Genomic DNA, 22,072 nt, shown 5'->3' with positions numbered 1-22,072 from the left:
AAAAGAATGAAAATCAATAAAAAATATGTAGTAGGTTCAGTGGCAGTTCTTGCCCTAAGTGTTTGTTCTTATGAGCTTGGACGGTATCAGGCTGGTCAAGTTAAGAAAGATTCTAATCGAGTTGCTTATATAGACGGTGATCAGGCTGGTCAAAAGGCAGAGAACTTGACACCAGATGAAGTCAGTAAGAGAGAGGGAATCAACGCTGAACAAATTGTTATCAAGATTACGGATCAAGGTTATGTGACCTCTCATGGAGACCATTATCATTACTATAATGGTAAGGTTCCTTATGATGCTATCATCAGTGAAGAACTGCTGATGAAAGATCCGAATTATCAGTTGAAGGATGCAGACATTGTCAATGAAATCAAGGGTGGTTATGTCATTAAGGTAGACGGGAAATACTATGTTTACCTCAAGGATGCTGCCCATGCGGACAATATTCGGACAAAAGAAGAGATTAAACGTCAGAAGCAGGAACACAGTCATAATCATGGAGGCGGTTCTAACGATCAGGCGGTAGTTGCTGCCAGAGCTCAAGGCCGTTATACAACGGATGATGGTTATATCTTCAATGCCTCTGATATCATCGAAGATACAGGTGACGCCTATATCGTTCCTCATGGCAATCACTTCCACTATATTCCGAAGAGTGATTTGTCTGCCAGTGAATTAGCTGCTGCCCAAGCCTTCTTATCTGGAAAAGGCGGTCAATTAAGTACGGTTGAATATCGTTCAAGCAGATCTGAAACAAGATCTAGTGTGAGAACGAGTCAATCTGAGACACCTCAAAATCCTGCAACAGATTCTGAAAGTCAAAGTGAGGATTTAGCTAGTCTTCTTCAAGAATTGTACGCTTTGCCACTTAGCCAACGTCATGTGGAGTCTGATGGATTAGTATTTGACCCAGCACAGATTACAAAACGTACTGCCAATGGTGTGGCAGTGCCTCACGGGGATCATTTCCATTTCATACCTTATTCGCAAATGTCTGCTTTGGAAGAAAAATTGGCTCGAAATCTACCAATTGGAGGTCAGCCAGTTCAAAGTCATGCTGACAATCCGAAACCAAGCAGTACAGATAAACCAAGTTCAACCATTAAACCAAACTTTAATCTCAATACGCCAGCACCGAATCGAGGAACTGGAGGCGCCTATACAACGGATGATGGGTATGTCTTTAGTCCGACAGATGTGATTGAAGATACAGGTGACGCTTTTGTCGTACCGCATGGAAATCATTTCCACTATATACCTAAGAGTGATTTGTCAGCAGGAGAATTGGCTGCAGCCCAAGCCTATTGGAATGGGAAGCAGGGCTCACATTCTGCTACAAGCTCAAGTAAACCAAGTAGTAACAAACCAAATCCGGCTCCAGCCCAACCAAGTTTGACAGAGACTCCAAACCTGACTGTCACCCCAACTTATCATCAAAATCAAGGGGAAGACATTTCAACACTTTTAAGTGAATTGTATGCCAAACCTTTATCAGAACGTCATGTGGAATCTGATGGATTAGTCTTTGATCCGGCCCAAATTATCAAACGTACAGCTAACGGTGTAGCAGTGCCTCACGGAGATCATTATCACTTTATCCCTTATTCACAAATGTCACCGCTGGAAGAAAAATTGGCTCGTATGATAGCCGTCAAGGGACAAAATGGCAGTGTCTTGCCAAGTGTTACTCCTCTGAAGCCAGCCCCTACTACCAAACCTCTAGCACCAGTGGAAAATAAACCGACAGAATTTGATGTCAATCAGGTTGTTAGAAAAGTTGGTGATGGATATATTATAGAAGATAAGGGCGCTAGTCGTTATGTTCTAGCTAAAGACTTAGCCAAGGATAAGATTGACGCTATTGAAAATCTCTTGTCTAAGAAAACTCAAGAGACGCATGCCCTAGTTGCGAAGAAAGAAAATGTCGCTCCTCGTGACCAAGAATTTTATGATAAAGCATATAATTTATTGGCCGAGGCTCATAAAGCCTTGTCTGAAAATAAGGGTCGTATTTCTGATTTCCAAGCCTTAGACAAATTAGCAGAACGCTTGAATGATGAATCTTCTAATAAAGGAAAATTGGTAGATGATTTATTGTCATTCTTAGCACCAATTACCCATCCAGAACGTCTTGGTAAGCCAAATTCTCAAATTGAATATACCGAAAACGAAGTCCGTATTGCACAATTAGCTGATAAGTATACAACCTCAGATGGCTACATTTTTGACGAACATGATATTATCAGTGATGAAGGAGATGCCTATGTAACGCCTCATATGGGTCATAGTCACTGGATTGGAAAAGATAGCCTTTCTGATAAGGAAAAAGCAGCTGCTCAATCTTATACTAAAGAAAAAGGAATTCTACCTCCGTCAGCAGACGCAGATGCTCAAGCAAATCCAACTGGAGATAGTGCAGCGGCTATTTACAATCGTGTGAAAGGTGAGAAACGGATTCCACTCGTTCGACTTCCATACATGGTAGAGCATACAGTTGAGATAAAAAATGGTAATTTAATCATTCCTCATAAGGATCATTACCATAACATTAAATTTGCTTGGTTTGATGATCACTCATACAAGGCTCCAAACGGTTATACCTTGGAAGATTTATTTGCGACGATTAAGTATTATGTTGAACATCCTGACGAACGTCCACATTCTAATGATGGATGGGGCAATGCCAGCGAGCATGTCTTAGGTAAGAAAGACCACAGTGAAGATCCAAATAAGAACTTCAAAGCAGATGAAGAGCCAGTAGAGGAAACACCTGCTGAACCAGAAGTCCCTCAAGTAGAGACTGAAAAAGTAGAAGCCAAGCTCAAAGAAGCAGAAGCTTTACTTGCTAAAGTAACAGATGCTAGTTTGAAAGCCAATGCAACGGAAACCCTAGCTGGTTTACGAAATAACTTAAGTCTCCAAACCTTGGATAATAATGGTATCATGACAGAAGCAGAGAAATTACTTGCTTTGTTAAAAGGTAGTAATCTTACATCTGTAAGCAAAGAAAAATAAACTAATGAAAAATGAAAGTCTCGATAAAGAGGCTTTCATTTTTATTATGTGTATACGAAAAATTCTTGACAAGTAATACTAAAAAGAGTAAACTATTAACTAGTTAATTAACCGGTTCATCGTTTTGTGGTGAATCAAATAGGCTTAAGAAAAGAGATAAGAATGAAAATCAATAAAAAATATGTAGCAGGTCCAGTGGCAGTTCTTGCCCTAAGTGTTTGTTCCTATGAGCTTGGACGGTATCAAGCTGGTCAAGTTAAGAAAGATTCTAATCGAGTTGCTTATATAGACGGTGATCAGGCTGGTCAAAAGGCAGAGAACTTGACACCAGATGAAGTCAGTAAAAGAGAGGGAATCAACGCAGAACAGATCGTCATCAAGATTACGGATCAAGGTTATGTGACCTCTCATGGAGACCATTATCATTACTATAATGGCAAGGTTCCTTATGATGCTATCATCAGTGAAGAACTGCTGATGAAAGATCCGAATTATCAGTTGAAGGATTCAGATATTGTCAATGAAATCAAGGGTGGCTATGTGATTAAGGTAAACGGGAAATACTATGTTTACCTCAAGGATGCGGCTCATGCGGACAATATTCGGACAAAAGAAGAGATTAAACGTCAGAAGCAGGAACACAGTCATAATCATGGAGGCAGTTCTAGCGATCAGGCGGTAGTTGCTGCCAGAGCTCAAGGACGCTATACAACGGATGATGGTTATATCTTTAATGCCTCTGATATCATTGAGGACACGGGTGATGCCTATATCGTTCCTCATGGCAATCACTTCCACTATATTCCTAAGAGTGACTTGTCTGCCAGTGAATTAGCTGCTGCCCAAGCCTTCTTATCTGGAAAAGGTGGCCAATTAAGTACGGTTGAATATCGTTCAAGCAGGGGAGAAACAAGATCTAGTGTGAGAACGAGTCAATCTGAGACACCTCAAAATCCTGCAACAGATTCTGAAAGTCAAAGTGAGGATTTAGCTAGTCTTCTTCAAGAATTGTACGCTTTGCCACTTAGCCAACGTCATGTGGAGTCTGATGGATTAGTATTTGACCCAGCACAGATTACAAAACGTACTGCCAATGGTGTGGCAGTGCCTCACGGGGATCATTTCCATTTCATACCTTATTCGCAAATGTCTGCTTTGGAAGAAAAATTGGCTCGAAATCTACCAATTGGAGGTCAGCCAGTTCAAAGTCATGATGACAATACGAAACCAAGCAGTACAGATAAACCAAGTTCAACACCAAGTTCACCGATTAAACCAAACTTTAATCTCAATACGCAGGCACCAAATCGAGGAACTGGAGGCGCTTATACAACGGATGATGGGTATGTCTTTAGTCCTACAGATGTGATTGAAGATACAGGTGATGCTTTTGTTGTACCACATGGCAATCATTTCCACTATATACCTAAGAGTGATTTGTCAGCAGGAGAATTAGCTGCCGCCCAAGCTTATTGGAATGGTAAACAGGGCTCACATTCTACTACAAGTTCAAGTAAACCAAGTAGTGATAATGCTAAACCAGCCCAACCAAGTTTGACAGAGACTCCAAACCTGACTGTCACACCAACTTATCATCAAAATCAAGGGGAAGACATTTCAACACTTTTAAGTGAATTGTATGCCAAACCTTTATCAGAACGACATGTAGAATCGGATGGATTAGTCTTTGATCCGGCACAAATCATCAAACGTACAGCTAACGGTGTAGCAGTGCCTCACGGAGACCATTATCACTTTATTCCTTATTCACAAATGTCTGATCTAGAGCAGAAGATTGCAAGAATGATTCCACTTCATTATAGTTCAAGTCATTGGTTACCATCAAGACCAAATCTAATCCCTGCTCCAGATACTACCCCAGTACCAAGTCCACAACCTGTACCCAATCCTCAACCATCTCCAAGCAATCCAATTGATGGAAAATTGGTGAAACAGGCGGTTCGAAAGGTAGCTGATGGTTATGTCTTTGAAGAGAATGGAACCTCGCGTTATATCTCTACTAAGGAGCTTTCAGCAGAAACTGTTATAGCCATTGATAATAAACTTGCCAAACAAGAAAGTTTGTCTCATGTGTTAGGAGCTAAGAAAAGTACCATCCCTTCTAGTGATCAAGAATTTTACAACAAGGTTTATGATTTACTAGCAAAAGTTCATCAAAATTTGATTTCTAATAAAGGGCGCCAAGCTGATTTTGACGCTTTGGATAAACTATTGGAACGTCTTAATGATGTTTCAAGTGATAAAGTCAAGTTAGTTGATGATATTCTTACCTTCCTAGCACCAATTACCCATCCAGGGCGACTTGGCAAACCAAATGCTCAAATTGCTTATACGGACGATGAAATTAAATTAGCGAAATTAGCAGGTAAGTATACAACAGAAGATGGCTATATCTTTGATCCTCGTGACATAACTAGCGATGAAGGCGATGCCTATGTAACTCCACATATGACTCATAGTCATTGGATTAAGAAAGAAAGTTTGTCTGAAGCTGAAAGAGCAGCAGCTCAGACTTATGCTAAAGAGAAAGGTTTGATGCCTCCTTCAACAGATAATCAGGGGGCAGGAAATACTGAGGTTAAAGGAGTAGAAGCAATCTATAATAAAGTGAAGGCAGCTAAGAAGGTTCCACTTGATCACATGCCTTACAATCTCCAACATACTGTTGAAGTTAAAAACGGTAGCTTGATTATACCTCATTACGACCATTACCATAACATTAAATTTTCTTGGTTTGACGAAGGACTTTATGAGGCACCTAAAGGCTATAGTTTAGAGGATCTCTTTGCGACTGTAAAATACTATGTAGAACATCCAAACGAACGTCCTCACTCAGATAATGGTTGGGGAAATGCCAGCGACCATGTTCGTAAAAATAAAGTAGAAGACAGTAAACCTGATGAAGATAAGAAACATGATGAAGTAAGTGAGCCAACTCGCCCTGAATCTGATGAAAAAGAGAATCACGCAGGTTTAAACCCTTCAGTAGATAATCTTTATAAACCGAGCACTGATGAAGACGAGACAGAGGGAGTTGCTAACGATACAACAGACGAAGCTGAAGTCCCTCAAGTAGAGACTGAAAAAGTAGAAACCAAGCTTAAAGAAGTAGAAGCTTTACTTGATAAAGTAACGGATGCTAGCTTGAAAAACAATGTGACAGAGAGCCTAGCTGGTTTACGAAATAATCTGAGTCTCCAAACCATGGATAATAATGGCATCATGGCAGAAGCAGAAAAATTGCTTGCTTTGCTAAAAGGAAGTGAGTCAGTTACGACGAAACCAGAGGCATAATTTTATCTTGTTAAATTAAAATGATGTAAGAGTCAGTAGCAATACTGGCTTTTATTTGTCTTGCTCCGTAAGGTTCAGGCCAAATAAACCACCTGATTTTTTTGGGGGGCTTTGGCTTCATTTAGGAGAAATCAATCTATGTCCAAGGTTAGTAACTTAATCATAGGTCTTCCTTTGTTAGAGGAGATAATGGTAAAAGGGTAGGGTTTAATTGATTTTACAGTCTAGGATGTTTTGATGACAATTCATGATTTGAAGAGGATATTTTGTAAAGAGATGCTATACTAAACTTGTTATACAGTTAAGTAAACCATTATATTCAATAATCTAGTCAAGGAAAACAGAGGGTTTAAGATGAAAAAATGGATTGTTCAGATTTTACTAGCATTGTCCTTAATTTTTTACAAATCAACTTGGTTTTGGAGGCTTTTCAATCACCTCGCAAAGCCTTATCTACCAGCAAGTCGTGAATTTTTTCAGATTCTGCTTTGGATGGAGAGTGGAGGTCTTTTATTAGCAGTCATCTATCTACTAGTTTTTGCAGGAAAGAAGACTTTTCATTTCAAGTGGCAGCCGAGGTACTTTATCTACCTTTTACTGGGCTACATCATTTCGTATATGTCTGACTTCCTCTTGTCTTATTTCATACCCTCGTCTTCAAATCAAATTTCTTTGAATGAAACGATAGAAATGATAGGGAGACAGGAATTACCCTATTTCTTGCTCATAGCTTGCTTCATCGGCCCTATTGCTGAGGAATTGATTTATCGCGGTGTGCTTATGATAACCTTTTTCAAAAACTCGCCTTGGTACGGAGATGTCTTGCTTTCTGCTATTATTTTCGGTTATATTCATATCAATTTCGCTTTAACTCCTCTTGCTTTTTTCATTTATGCTAGCGGAGGGCTTATTTTTGCTCTATTGTATCGCATGACAAAAAGTCTCTACTATCCAATACTAGTTCATATTCTCATCAATATCACTGCCTTCTGGGATGTATGGTTACAACTATTTTCAGGAAGTTAGCTTACTAAAACAATGTCGGAACTTTCCGGCATTTTCTTTTCAACAAATGAGCAAGAACTGATTATTTTCAGACTTGGCTGTCTAATCATGGTATAATAAAAGGTAATGAAAAATTCCAACGAGGCAGAGATGAAATTACTTTATACTGATATTCGGACTTCTTTGACAGAAATTCTAACTAGAGAGGCAGAGGAGCTAGTTGCTGCTGGCAAGCGGGTCTTCTACATCGCTCCCAACTCTCTTTCTTTTGAAAAGGAACGCGCCGTACTGGAATGCTTGTCCCAGCAGGCTTCTTTTGCGATTACCGTCACGCGCTTTGCTCAAATGGCTCGTTACCTGATTTTGAATGATTTGCCTGCCAAGACCAGTCTAGATGACATCGGTCTTGGGATGGCCTTTTACAGATGTCTTGCCGAACTTGATCCCAAGAATTTACGTGTTTATGGAGCTATCAAGCAGGATCCTCAATTTATCCAGCAGTTGATTGATCTTTATCATGAGATGACGACTGCTCAGATGAGTTTTTTGGACTTGGAGAGTTTGACGGATGAGGACAAGCGAGCCGATTTAGTCTTGATTTTTGAGAAGGTAACGGCCTATCTTAATCAAGGTCAATTGGCTCAAGGAAGTCAGTTGTCCCATTTGATTGAGGCTATTGAGAATAACAAAGTTAGTAGTGATTTTACTCAACTCGCCTTGGTTATTGATGGATTTACTCGTTTTTCTGCTGAGGAAGAGCGGATTGTGGACTTACTTCACGGCAAGGGTGTTGAGATTGTCATTGGAGCCTATGCTAGTAAGAAAGCATATACTAGCCCTTTTAGCGAGGGTAATCTCTACCAAGCCAGTGTGGAGTTTCTCCATCATCTAGCCTCTAAATACCAAACTCCTGCCCAGGATTATTCTCAAACTCATGAGCAGATGGATAGTTTTGATAAGGCCTCTCGTTTGTTGGAGTCTTCTTATGACTTTTCAGAACTCACTTTGGAGGTCGATGAGAAGGATCGTGAAAACTTACAAATCTGGTCTTGCTTGACGCAAAAGGAGGAGTTGGTGCTAGTAGCCCGTAGCATTCGTCAGAAATTACACGAGAACTCAAATCTGAGTTACAAGCATTTCCGTATTCTCTTGGGGGATGTAGCTTCTTATCAATTATCGCTGAAAACGATTTTTGACCAGTATCAGATTCCTTTCTATCTTGGTAGAAGCGAATCCATGGCTCACCACCCTTTGACACAGTTTGTCGAATCTATTTTAGCTTTGAAACGCTATCGTTTCCATCAGGAGGATTTGATTAACCTCCTCAGAACAGGTTTGTATACCGACCTTAATCAAGCTGATATTGATGCTTTTGAGCAATATATCCGCTATCTTGGTATCAATGGCTTGCCAGCCTTTCAGCAAACCTTCACCAAATCCCACCACGGAAAATTTGATTTGGAACGTTTAAATGCCCTTCGTTTGCGGATTGTAGCACCTCTTGAGACCCTCTTTGCCAGTCGAAAACAAAAGGCTGAAAATCTCTTGCAAAAGTGGAATGTCTTTCTAAAAGAAGGAGCGGTGACTAAGCAGTTGCAAGACTTAACAGCCACTATGGAAGCTGTAGAACAAGAAAGACAGACTGAAGTTTGGAAGGCATTCTGTCATGTTTTAGAACAATTTGCGACCGTTTTTGCTGGTTCACAGGTTAGTCTAGAGGACTTCCTAGCCTTGCTCCATTCTGGAATGAACCTATCTCAATACCGTACCATTCCAGCGACAGTGGACACCGTTCTGGTGCAGAGTTACGATTTGATTGCGCCCTTAACGGCTGACTTTGTCTACGCCATTGGGCTAACACAGGACAATTTACCAAAAATCGCGCAAAATACCAGTCTTTTGACAGATGAAGAAAGGCAAAACCTAAACCAAGCGACAGAGGAAGGGGCACAATTGCTGATTGCCAGCAGTGAAAATCTCAAGAAAAATCGTTACACTATGCTTTCCTTGGTCAATTCTGCTCGTAAGCAGTTGGTCTTGTCAGCTCCAAGCCTTTTTAATGAAAGTGAAAGTAAGGAATCTGTCTATCTTCAAGAGTTGGTCCATTTTGGATTTAGTCGAAAAGAGAGGAGGATGAATCACAAAGGGCTATCTAAGGAGGATATGGGGTCCTATCACAGTCTTTTGTCTAGTCTGGTTGCCTATCACCAGCAGGGCGAGATGAGTGATACTGAGCAAGATTTGACCTTTGTTAAGGTTCTGTCGCGTGTCATGGGTAAAAAGTTAGACCAGCAAGGTCTGAAAAATCCAGCCCTCCCAACCAGTCCAAGCAGTAAGCAGTTGGATAAGGATACCTTACAGGCTCTCTATCCAGCTGACAAGGAATTTTACCTGTCTACGTCTGGTTTGACAGAGTTTTACCGGAACCAATACAGTTATTTCCTCCGTTATGTTCTAGGCTTGCAGGAGGAATTGCGCCTACGTCCAGATGCTCGTAGTCACGGAAATTTCTTACACCGCATTTTTGAACGCGCCTTGCAGTTGCCTGACGAAGAATCCTTTGACAAACGTCTAGAACAATCTATCCACGAAACCAGTCAGGAACGGGAATTTGAAGCTATATATCAAGAAAGTTTGGAAGCCCAGTTTACCAAGGAAGTTCTGCTTGATGTTGCACGGACAACTGGACATATTCTCCGACACAATCCAGCCATCGAAACCATCAAAGAGGAAGCGAATTTCGGTGGGAAAGAGCAAGCCTTGATTCAATTGGACAATGGACGCAGTGTCTTTGTACGAGGTAAGGTTGACCGCATTGACCGATTGAAAGCTGATGGAGCGATAGGAGTAGTAGACTACAAATCTAGTCTAACTCAGTTCCAGTTTCCCCATTTCTTTAATGGACTCAATTCCCAGTTGCCAACCTATCTAGCTGCCTTAAAAAGAGAAGGGGAGCAGAACTTTTTTGGTGCCATGTACTTGGAAATGGCTGAACCTGTCCAATCTCTGATGGCCGTTAAAAGTCTGGCAGGTGCAGTAGTAGAAGCTAGCAAGTCAATGAAATACCAAGGCATCTTTTTAGAAAAAGAAAGCAGTCATTTGGGCGAATTTTACAACAAAAACAAGGCCAATCAGCTCACAGATGAGGAATTCCAGCTCCTACTGGATTACAATTCCCATCTTTACAAGAAAGCTGCTGAGAAGATTTTAGCAGGCCAGTTCGCCATTAATCCTTATACTGAAAATGGCAGAAGCATTGCCCCATACGTCCAGCAACATCAAGCCATTACTGGCTTTGAAGCCAATTATCACTTGGGTCAAGCCCGTTTCCTAGAAAAGTTGGACTTGGCTGACGGCAAGCGTCTGGTCGGAGAAAAACTCAAGCAAGCTTGGTTTGAAAAAATAAGAGAGGAGTTGAATCGATGAAGCCTATTCCCTTTTTAACTGAGAAGGAAATTCAAAAATTGCAAGAAGCAGAAGCGCATTTGAGCAAGGAACAAAAGAAAACTGCCGAGCAAATCGAAGCCATCTACACTTCTGGTCAGAATATCCTGGTTTCAGCATCGGCTGGTTCGGGGAAGACTTTTGTCATGGCAGAGCGCATTCTAGATCAATTGGCGCGCGGTGTCGAAATTTCTCAACTCTTTATCTCAACCTTTACTGTCAAGGCTGCCACCGAGCTTAAAGAACGTTTGGAGAAAAAAATCAGCCAACAAATCCAAGAAAGTAGCGATGTTGACCTCAAACAACACTTAGGTAAACAGTTGGCAGACCTACCCAACGCTGCCATTGGAACCATGGACTCTTTCACACAAAAATTCCTTGGTAAACATGGCTATCTGATTGATATTGCGCCTAATTTCAGGATTTTACAAAACCAGAGCGAGCAACTACTTCTAAAAAACGAAGTTTTTCATGAGGTTTTTGAAGCCCATTACCAAGGTAAGCAGAAAGAGACCTTTAGTCATTTGCTGAAAAACTTTGCTGGACGTGGCAAGGATGAACGGGGGCTACGCCAGCAAGTCTATAAAATTTATGACTTCCTCCAATCCACCAGCAACCCTCAAAAGTGGCTGAGTGAATCTTTCCTCAAAGGCTTTGAGAAAGCTGATTTTACCAGTGAAAAAGAAAAACTGACTGAGCAAATCAAACAAGCCCTTTGGGATTTGGAAAGCTTTTTCCGTTACCATCTGGATAATGATGCCAAGGAGTTTGCAAAGGCTGCTTATCTAGAGAATGTTCAGTTGATTCTGGATGAAATTGGCTCCCTAAATCAGGAGTCCGATAGTCAGGCTTATCAGGCAGTACTTGCGCGTGTCGTCGCCATTTCAAAAGAGAAAAACGGCCGATCTCTGACTAATGCCAGTCGTAAGGCTGATTTGAAGCCACTGGCCGATGCCTACAACGAAGAGAGAAAGACCCAGTTTGCTAAACTAGGACAACTGTCAGACCAGATAATCATTCTCGACTATCAAGAACGTTATCATGGAGATACATGGGAACTAGCTAAGACTTTCCAAACCTTCATGAGTGATTTTGTAGAGGCTTATCGTCAGCGTAAACGCCAGGAAAACGCCTTTGAATTCGCTGATATCAGCCATTACACCATTGAGATTTTAGAGAAATTCCCGCAAGTTCGTGAGGCTTATCAGGAACGCTTCCACGAAGTCATGGTCGATGAGTATCAGGATACCAACCATATTCAAGAACGGATGTTGGAGTTGCTGTCTAATGGCCACAATCGCTTTATGGTGGGAGATATCAAGCAGTCTATCTATCGTTTCCGTCAGGCAGATCCGCAGATTTTCAATGAAAAATTCCAACGCTATGCGCAAAATCCACAAGAAGGCAAGCTAATTCTCCTCAAGGAAAATTTCCGTAGTAGTTCAGAAGTACTATCAGCAACCAATGATGTATTTGAACGTCTCATGGACCAAGAGGTCGGCGAAATCAACTATGATAACATGCACCAGCTTGTTTTTGCCAATACCAAACTGACTCCCAATCCAGACAACAAGGCAGAATTTCTCCTCTATGACAAGGACGACACAGGTGAGGAAGAAGAGGGGCAGGCAGAAACGAAACTAACAGGCGAAATGCGCTTGGTTATCAAGGAGATTCTTAAACTTCATCAGGAAAAAGGTGTTGCCTTTAAAGAAATTGCTCTTCTGACCTCCAGCCGCAGTCGTAATGACCAGATTCTTCTCGCTTTGTCAGAGTACGGGATTCCTGTTAAAACTGACGGAGAGCAAAACAATTATCTCCAATCTCTAGAAGTACAAGTCATGCTAGATACTCTTCGTGTCATTCACAATCCCCTGCAAGACTATGCCTTGGTTGCCCTTATGAAGTCTCCAATGTTTGGTTTTGACGAGGATGAGTTAGCACGTTTGTCTCTTCAGAAAGCAGAGGACAAAATCCAAGAGAATCTCTATGATAAGCTAGTCAATGCTCAAAAACAGGCAAGTAGCCATAAAAATTTGATCCATACAGCTTTAGCTGAGAAATTAAAGCAATTCATGGATATCTTGGCTTCTTGGCGCTTGTATACCAAAACCCACTCCCTCTATGACTTGATTTGGAAGATTTACAACGACTGTTTTTATTATGACTATGTTGGGGCTTTGCCAAATGGTCCTGCTAGACAGGCCAATCTCTATGCCCTAGCACTGCGAGCTGATCAATTTGAAAAGAGCAATTTCAAAGGTTTGTCCCGCTTTATCCGTATGATTGACCAAGTTTTAGAAGCACAGCATGATCTTGCAAGTGTGGCAGTCGCACCGCCAAAAGATGCTGTAGAACTCATGACCATTCACAAGAGTAAAGGGCTGGAGTTTCCTTACGTCTTTATCCTCAATATGGATCAAGACTTTAACAAGCAAGACAGCATGTCAGAAGTCATTCTCAGCCGTAAAAATGGACTAGGACTTAAGTATATTGCAAAAATGGAGACAGGAGCAGTCGAAGCCTACTACCCTAAAACCATCAAACTCTCCATTCCTAGTCTGACCTATAGGCAGAACGAAGAAGAATTACAGCTGGCAAGCTATTCAGAGCAAATGCGTCTGTTGTATGTTGCCATGACGAGGGCTGAGAAAAAGCTCTATCTTGTCGGTAAGGGTTCTCGTGAAAAGCTGGAAGCCAAGGAATACCCAGCAGCCAAAAATGGGAAACTAAATAGCAATACTAGACTGCAAGCAAGGAATTTCCAAGATTGGCTTTGGGCTATCAGTAAAGTGTTTGCAAAGGATCATCTCAACTTTAGCTATCGTTTTGTTGGAGAAGATCAGTTGACCAGAGAAGCTATCGGAGAGTTGGAAAACAAGAGCCCTCTCCAAGATAGCTCTCAAGCAGATAACCGTCAGTCAGAAACCATTAAGGAAGCTCTTGAAATGCTGAAAGAAGTAGAAGTCTATAATACTCTTCACCGAGCAGCTATTGAGCTGCCAAGTGTTCAAACCCCAAGTCAAATCAAGAAATTCTACGAACCCGTTATGGATATGGAAGGTGTCGAGATTGCAGGTCAAGGTCAGTCAGTAGACAAGAAAATCAGCTTTGATTTGCCAGATTTTTCAACCAAAGAAAAGGTAACAGGAGCTGAGATTGGTAGTGCTACCCACGAACTCATGCAGAGAATTGACCTCAGCCAGCGACCAACACTTGCTAGCCTAACAGAAACTCTCAAACAAGTTCAAACCAGTCCAGTTGTCAGGGAAAAAATTAATCTTGCTAAAATTCTTACATTCTTTGACACAGCACTTGGTCAGGAAATTCTCGCTAATACCAACCATCTCTATCGTGAGCAACCTTTCTCCATGCTCAAACGAGACCAAAAGAGTCAGGAAGACTTTGTTGTCCGTGGTATCCTTGATGGCTATCTACTTTACGAGGATAAAATCGTTCTGTTCGACTATAAGACAGACCGCTATGATGATCCAAGTCAACTCATAAACCGCTATCGTGGTCAGTTAGCCCTATACGGAGAGGCTTTATCTCGAGCCTATTCGATTGAAAATATTGAGAAATACTTGATTTTACTAGGTAAAGACGAGGTTCAAGTTGTAAAAGTATAATTTAGAAAGGAGACCTCATGACACTTCCAGTTAGAAAATCCCTACATGATGCGGTTTTACAGGCTTCAAAAGCTGATACTTGGGAACAAGCTACCAAGGAATGGAATGAAGTTTCCTTGATTTTTAACGGTATCGGCCGTAGCAATTGTGTTTGTGGAAATGCCATCAAATACGCTTACGAACTCTTTAACGGCGTCACAGGTCAACGCCTCTTTCCTATCGGTAGCGACTGTGTTCGGCATTTTCATCGATTAAGTCTTGACCAGCAACTAGAAGAGGAAGAAAAACTGCTCAGAAAGGTTGAAAGTCTGACCAGAAAAGCCCAGAAAAAGGAAAAAATCAAGGTTAACAAAAGTGACTTTGACGAGCGTCTTCTAAAGTGGCTCTGGGAAAAAGGTGTTTTTAAACCTAATCGTGGCAATCAGTTCACACCTGAGAGAGACTACCAGCTCTTCCTAGAAGTCTTTCAAGGAGGAAGTTGGACCAAGGCAGAGCCTAAGAAGAAGGCTCGTATGGAGGAAGTTCTTGAAAAGTGTATCAAACCCTTTTTACTTGGAAAATCAGATGACCAACTCTATCTTGTCAAACTAGGTAAGGAGAAAATTGACTACGAACAAGAACTGCGTATCCAGGCAGAGAAAGAACGCAAGAAGAGGGATAAAATCGCCAAGCAATATGCAGACAATCTAGTCCTAGCCATGGGACCAGCAGAGCGTGCTTATCAAGATTACTTTGGATTTACAGAGACCCTGACTCAAGAAGAACGCAAGTGGGAGAAAATTCTTTTTGGTAAAAATCGAACAGAACGGGCTATCAAGGCCAAACAATACCAAAAAGAGCTGGAAAAAGACCAACGAATTGCTAGTCAGGATCCAATTGAAAGAAAGCAAAAGCAAACCTGGCTCCTCAATTCCTATTTTCGTGAGCTTCCTGAAGAAAAAGCACGATTTTCTCGGCTCTTATTAGAATATCGAAAGAGTGGAGAAGTGCCATTTTCAACCGAATATCTGTCAGACCATCTCATCGACTTTTTCTATAAAATGAAAGCTTTTGAGTTTGAAATCGCACCAGAACAAGTCCGAGACTTTTTAAAAGAAAGCCTTCAGACAGAACATCTATCCTCAGCACAAGAAAGCTGGATAGAAGGAATTCTCCTCAACTGCATCAAACCATTTTTAGAACGATTAGTGATATAAGTAACACCTACCGTGGAAATTCCATGGTAGGTTACATTTTATCCAAAAAGAGAAAATAGGAAATGGCAAACCCTGCTCCTTCGTATTTTATATATAAAACAAAGTATGAAAACGTAACGCAATTTTAAGACTTTTTGGTAAATTAAGAGTATAATTAAAGTATGTTACCTTTTTATAAGATAACAAGCTAATATAATAAAGTTTGCCTTACATATTTTTAAATTTTATTTCAAGGAGGAATAATGGAAAAGTATTTTGGTGAAAAACAGCAGCGTTTTTCATTTAGAAAATTATCAGTAGGACTTGTATCTGCAACGATTTCAAGTTTATTTTTTATGTCTGTATTAGCTAATTCATCTGTGGATGCTCAAGAAACTACAGGGGTTCACTATAAATATGTGACAGAGTCAGAGCTATCATCAGATGAGAAGATGCAGCTTGTATATGATATTCCGACATACATGGAGAATGATGATGAGACTTATTATCTTGTTTATAAGTTAAATTCTCAAAATCAACTGGCGGAATTGCCAAATACTGGAAGCAAGAATGATATGCAAGCCCTAGTTGCTGGAGCTAGCTTAGCTGCTCTGGGAATTTTAATTTTTGCCGTTTCTAAGAAAAAAGTTAAGAATAAAACAGTATTACATTTAGTATTGGTTGCAGGAATAGGAAATGGTGTCCTAATTTCAGCTCATGCTTTAGAAAATAATCTTTTACTGAATTACAATACGGACTATGAATTGACCTCTGGAGAAAAATTACCTCTTCCTAAAGACATTTCAGGTTACACATATATTGGATATATCAAAGAGGAAAACATAACTTCTGAGTCTAAAGTAAATAATCAAGAAAAATCAGCAGCCACTCCTACAAAACAACAAAAGGTGGATTATAATGTTACACCGAATTTTGTAGAGAATCCATCAACAGTACAAGCTATGCAGGAAGAAAAACCTGTTTCTTCAACTAAGCCAACAGAAGTTCAAGTAGTTGAAAAACCTCTTTCTACAGAATTAACGAATCCAACAAAAGAAGAGAAACAATCTTTAGATTCTCAAGTACAATTATCAGAACATAAGAATCTAGAAGCGAAGAAAGATGAGAAGGTTTCTCCAAAAGAAAAGACTGGGGTAAATACATTAAATCCACAGGATGAAGTTCTATCAGGCCAGTTGAATAAACCTGAACTCTTATATCGTGAGGAAATTATAGAGACAAAAATAGATTTTCAAGAAGAAATTCAAGCAAATCCTGATTTAGCTGAAGGAACTGTAAGAGTCAAACAAGAAGGTAAATTAGGTAAGAAAGTTGAAGTCATCAGAATATTCTCTGTAAACAATGAAGAGGTTTCACGAGAAATTGTTTCAACTTCAACGACTGCGCCTGTTACAAGAATAGTCGAAAAAGGTACTAAAAAAGCTCAAGTTATAAAGGAACAACCTGAGACTGGTGCAGAACATAAGGAAGTACAGTCTGGAGCTATTGTTGAACCCGCAATTCAGCCTGAACTACCAGCAGCTGTAGTAACCGACAAAGGTGAGCCAGCAGTCCAACCAGAGTTGCCAGAAGCAGTTGTAACAGATAAAGGTGTACCAGAAGTCCAACCAGCGTTACCCGAAGCTGTTGTAACTGAAAAAGGCGAACCAGCAGTCCAACCAGAGCTACCGGAAGCGGTTGTGACCGACAAAGGTGAGACTGAGGTTCAACCAGAGTCGCCAGATACTGTGGTAAGTGATAAAAGAGAACCTGAACAGGTGGCACCGCTTCCAGAATATAAAGGACCACAAGCCGGAGCTATTGTTGAACCAGAGCAGGTAGCACCACTACCAGAATACACAGGTCCACAGGCAGGGGCAGTAGTTGAACCTGCAATCCAACCAGAGTTACCCGAAGCAGTTGTTACAGACAAGGGTGAACCAGAAGTTCAGCCAGCGTTACCCGAAGCAGTTGTAACTGAAAAAGGCGAACCAGCAGTCCAACCAGAGCTACCGGAAGCGGTTGTGACTGACAAAGGTGAGACTGAGGTTCAACCAGAGTCGCCAGATACCGTGGTAAGTGATAAAGGTGAACCTGAACAGATAGCACCACTACCAGAATATACAGGAGTTCAGGCTGGAGCGATAGTAGAACCAGAGCAGGTAGAAGCACCGAAGGAATACACAGGAGTGCAAGCCGGAGCAATAGTAGAACCAGAACAAGTAGCCCCCCTACCAGAATATACAGGAGTACAAGCTGGAGCGATAGTAGAACCAGAGAAGGTAGAAGCACCGAAAGAATACACAGGAGTGCAAGCCGGAGCAATAGTAGAACCAGAACAAGTAGCCCCCCTACCAGAATACACAGGCCCACAAGCTGGAGCTATTGTCGAACCAGAGCAGGTAGCCCCCCTACCAGAATACACAGGCGTACAGGCTGGGGCTATTGTTGAACCAGAGCAGATTGCCCCCCTACCAGAATACACAGGTCCACAGGCCGGAGCAATAGTAGAACCAGAACAGGTAGATCCACTTCCTGAATACAAGGGGAATATTGAGCAACTAAAACCTGAAACTCCCGTTGAGAAGCCAAAAGAAACAGATCCAGAGAAAACACTTGAATTAAGAAATGTTTCTGATATTGAATTGTATAGTCATCAAACGAATGGAACTTACAAACAACATGTTTCTTTGGACAGTGTTCCAAGTAATCCAGATACTTATTTTGTAAAGGTAAAATCTTCTGCGTTTAAAGATGTTTACCTTCCGGTTGCATCGATATCCGAGGAGTTAAAAGATGGACGCACATTTTATAAAATTACAGCGAGAGTTGATAAACTCCAGCAGGAGATAGACCATAAATATGTTGAAAATTTCAGTTTCTATTTAGCTAAGAAGACTACAGAGGAAACGACAAACTTTACTTCCTTTAGTAATCTAGTTCATGCCATCAACCAAAATCTTGGTGGAACCTATTATTTATCAGCTAGCTTGAATGCTAACGAAATGGAACTGGAGTCTGATGCGAAGTCTTATATTAAGGGCAACTTTACTGGTAGGTTGATTGGTGAAAAAGATGGCAAACATTATGCTATCTATAATTTGAAAAAACCTTTATTTAACAACTTAAGTAATGCTACAGTAGAAAAACTGAGCCTGAAAAATGTCTCTATTTCAGGAAAGAATGATATCGGTTCACTGGCAAATGAAGCTAAAAATGGGACAAAAATTAACCAGGTTCATGTCGACGGTGTCTTAGCTGGGGAACGTGGTATTGGTGGATTGCTTGCCAAGTCCGAACAATCAACCATCACTGACAGTAGTTTCAAGGGAAGGATTATTAATACCTATGAAACAACTGCTACCTACAATATTGGTGGCTTGGTTGGACATTTGACAGGTGAAAACGCGTCTATTGCTAAATCCAAAGCTACAATAGCCATTTCATCAAATGCAAATAGTTCAGATCAGACTGTCGGTGGTCTTGTGGGACTTGTGGACAATGATGCACATGTCCGTGATAGTTATGCTGAGGGAGATATTAATAATGTCAAACAGTTCGGAGAAGTCGCTGGTGTAGCAGGCTATTTATGGGATCGAACTTCTGGTAAGGAACAGCATGCTGGAAGCTTGACCAATGTTCTTAGCGATGTCAATGTAACAAACGGGAACGCCATCACCGCTTACCACTATAACAATATGAAGGTGACAGCTACATTCAGCAATAAAGCTAATAGAGTTATCAAAGTTGCCTTGGAAAACGATGAAGTCGTCAGCAAGGAATCCTTTGAAGAAAGAGGAAAGATGCTAGATGATTCTCAAATTGCAAGCAAGAAAGCAGAAATCAATCCTCTCACCCCACCAACAGTGGAGCCCCTTTCAACAAGTGGCAATAAAGAAAGTGATTTTTCTAAGGTAGCAAATTATCAAGATAAGCGCGTTTTAGCCTATAAGAACATTGAAAAATTGCTACCTTTCTACAATAAAGCAACCATCGTCAAATACGGAAATCTGGTCAAGGAGAATAGTCTCTTATATCAAAAAGAACTTTTGTCTGCAGTTATGATGAAGGATAATCAAGTAATCACAGATATTGTTTCTAACAAACAGACTGCAAACAAACTCTTGCTTCACTACAAGGACCATTCATCTGAGAAGCTTGATCTCAAGTATCAGACTGATTTTGCCAAGCTAGCAGAATATAGCCTAGGAGATACAGGTCTTCTCTATACTCCTAACCAATTCTTGTATGACCAAACCTCTATCATCAATCAAGTTTTACCTAAATTACAGCAGGTTGCCTACGATTCAGAAGCTATCAGAAACACACTTGGTATTTCTCCAGAAGTTAAGTTAACCGAGCTATATCTAGAAGACCAGTTTGCTAAAACGAAGGATCATCTTGAAGAAAGTCTAAAAAAACTCTTGTCTGCGGATGCTGTTCTAGTGGAAAACAATCAAGTGATGACGGGTTATATTATAGATAAAATCAAGCGTAACAAGGAAGCTTTACTACTTGGTATGAGCTACCTAGAACGCTGGTATAACTTTAGTTATGATAAAGTGAGTGCAAAAGACCTTGTAATGTACCATCTAGATTTCTTTGGCAAAGGAAATGCTTCTCCGTTAGATACCTTAATAGAGTTAGGTAAATCAGGATTTAATAATCTTCTTGCCAAGAACAACGTTGATACCTATGCTACTAGTTTAGCTAGCCATCATGGAACGAAAGATTTATTTAACACGCTTGAAAATTATCGAAAAGTCTTTCTACCAAACACAAGCAACAATGACTGGTTTAAAACTCAGACCAAGGCTTACATCGTTGAAGAAAAATCTAATATTCCAGAAGTGAGGACTAATCAGGAAAAAGTTGGCAGCAAGTATTCTATTGGTGTTTATGATCGAATCACTAGCGACAGCTGGAAATACCGTAATATGGTACTGCCTCTACTTACCTTGCCAGAAAAATCAGTCTTTGTTATCTCGACTATCTCTAGTCTAGGATTTGGTGCTTATGATCGTTACCGCAATAGTGACCATAAAGCGGGCAAGGGTCTCAATGACTTTGTTGAAGAAAACGCGCGTGAAACTGCCAAACGTCAACGAGATCACTATGATTATTGGTATCGTATTCTAGATGAAAAAGGGCGTGAAAAGCTTTACCGAAATATCTTGCTTTATGATGCCTATAAATTTGGAGATGACCATACCAATGGAAAAGCCCAAACAGTATCAGATTTTGATAGTCCAAATCCTGCAATGAAACATTTCTTTGGACCTGTTGGAAACAAAGTTGGTCATAATGGACACGGTGCTTATGCTACAGGGGATGCCGTTTATTATATGGGTTATCGTATGTTGGATAAGGATGGAGCTATCACATATACACATGAGATGACGCATGACTCAGATCAGGACATCTATCTTGGTGGCTATGGTCGAAGAAGTGGCTTGGGACCAGAGTTCTTTGCCAAAGGCTTATTACAAGCACCAGACCATCCAAATGACGCAACCATCACCATCAACTCAATCTTGAAACATTTAAAATCGGATAGTAAAGAAGGAGAACGATTACAAATACTCGATCCAACTACGAGATTTAAAAACTCTGATGATTTGAAGCAATATGTCCACAATATGTTTGATGTTGTTTATATGTTGGAATATCTTGAAGGGCAGTCTGTTGTGAATAAATTGAGTGTTTACGAAAAAATGAATACTCTAAGAAAAATCGAGAATAAATTTGTTAAGGATCCAGATGGAAATAATGTCTACGCAACAAATGTTGTCAGAGATTTAACCGCAGAAGAAGCTGAAAAATTACATTCATTTAATGATTTGATTGAGAATAATATTATTTCGTCTAGGGAATATGCCTTAGGTGAATACGAAAGAAATGGCTACTTTACTATTAAATTATTTGCGCCGATTTATGCAGCATTAAGTAATGATGACGGAACGCCAGGTGACCTGATGGGACGTCGTATGGCCTATGAACTATTAGCTGCTAAAGGATTTAAAGATGGTATGGTGCCATATATTTCAAATCAATTTGAACCCGATGCTAGGGCAAATAATAAAACGATTACCTCATATGGTAAGACTAAAGGATTGGTAACAGATAAATTAGTACTTCAAAAATTATTTAATAGTAAATACGACACTTGGAGTGATTTTAAAAAGGCCATGTATAAAGAGCGACAAGAAAAATTCAGCAAATTGAATAAAGTTACCTTTAATGATACAAGTAAATCATGGACAAGCTTTGCAACCAAAACTACAAGCAATATAGATGAGTTGCAACAACTAATGAATGAAGCTGTCCGCAAGGATACAGAAACTCCTCATTGGGATAACTATAATCCAGAAACAGATAGTGCGGTTCATAAGTTGAAGAGAGCAATCTTTAAAGCTTATCTTGACCAAACTGATGATTTTAGAAGTTCAATTTTTGAGAATAAAAAATAGTGTTTACTGTTAGGAAATA

The 22,072-nt window shown here is 40.4% G+C and carries 7 protein-coding genes; all 7 read left to right on the top strand.

Going from position 1 to position 22,072, the window contains the following annotated elements:
• Window positions 1-6: 6 nt before the first annotated feature.
• The gene (locus N8L90_RS00415; RefSeq protein WP_261023784.1) at window positions 7-3,015 is read left to right on the top strand and encodes a pneumococcal-type histidine triad protein; all 3,009 of its coding nucleotides are present in this window, start codon (window positions 7-9) and stop codon (window positions 3,013-3,015) included.
• Window positions 3,016-3,177: 162 nt separating this feature from the next.
• Window positions 3,178-6,330 carry a pneumococcal-type histidine triad protein gene (locus tag N8L90_RS00410; RefSeq protein WP_261023783.1) on the top strand — a complete coding sequence of 1,051 codons (3,153 nt, stop codon included), beginning with the start codon at window positions 3,178-3,180 and terminating at the stop codon, window positions 6,328-6,330.
• A gap of 354 nt (window positions 6,331-6,684) precedes the next feature.
• A complete protein-coding gene (locus N8L90_RS00405) occupies window positions 6,685-7,356 on the top strand; it encodes a CPBP family intramembrane glutamic endopeptidase (RefSeq protein ID WP_261023782.1) in 672 nt (223 codons plus the stop codon).
• A gap of 129 nt (window positions 7,357-7,485) precedes the next feature.
• Complete coding sequence (rexB, locus tag N8L90_RS00400) at window positions 7,486-10,761, top strand: ATP-dependent nuclease subunit B (protein WP_261023781.1); 3,276 nt, start codon at window positions 7,486-7,488, stop codon at window positions 10,759-10,761.
• Entirely contained in the window at window positions 10,758-14,408 is a 3,651-nt protein-coding gene (gene addA / locus N8L90_RS00395) for a helicase-exonuclease AddAB subunit AddA (protein WP_261023779.1), read from the top strand. Before rexB ends, addA begins: the two co-directional genes overlap by 4 nt.
• A gap of 17 nt (window positions 14,409-14,425) precedes the next feature.
• Window positions 14,426-15,604 carry a hypothetical protein gene (locus N8L90_RS00390; RefSeq protein WP_153193478.1) on the top strand — a complete coding sequence of 393 codons (1,179 nt, stop codon included), beginning with the start codon at window positions 14,426-14,428 and terminating at the stop codon, window positions 15,602-15,604.
• Between the two features lie 242 nt (window positions 15,605-15,846).
• A complete protein-coding gene (locus N8L90_RS00385; protein WP_261023778.1) occupies window positions 15,847-22,053 on the top strand; it encodes a ZmpA/ZmpB/ZmpC family metallo-endopeptidase in 6,207 nt (2,068 codons plus the stop codon).
• Window positions 22,054-22,072 lie beyond the last annotated feature (19 nt).

Source organism: Streptococcus mitis, from assembly GCF_946190115.1.
GTDB classification, from domain to species: Bacteria; Bacillota; Bacilli; order Lactobacillales; family Streptococcaceae; genus Streptococcus; species Streptococcus mitis_CO.
This window is presented reverse-complemented; position numbering and strand designations above follow the sequence as displayed.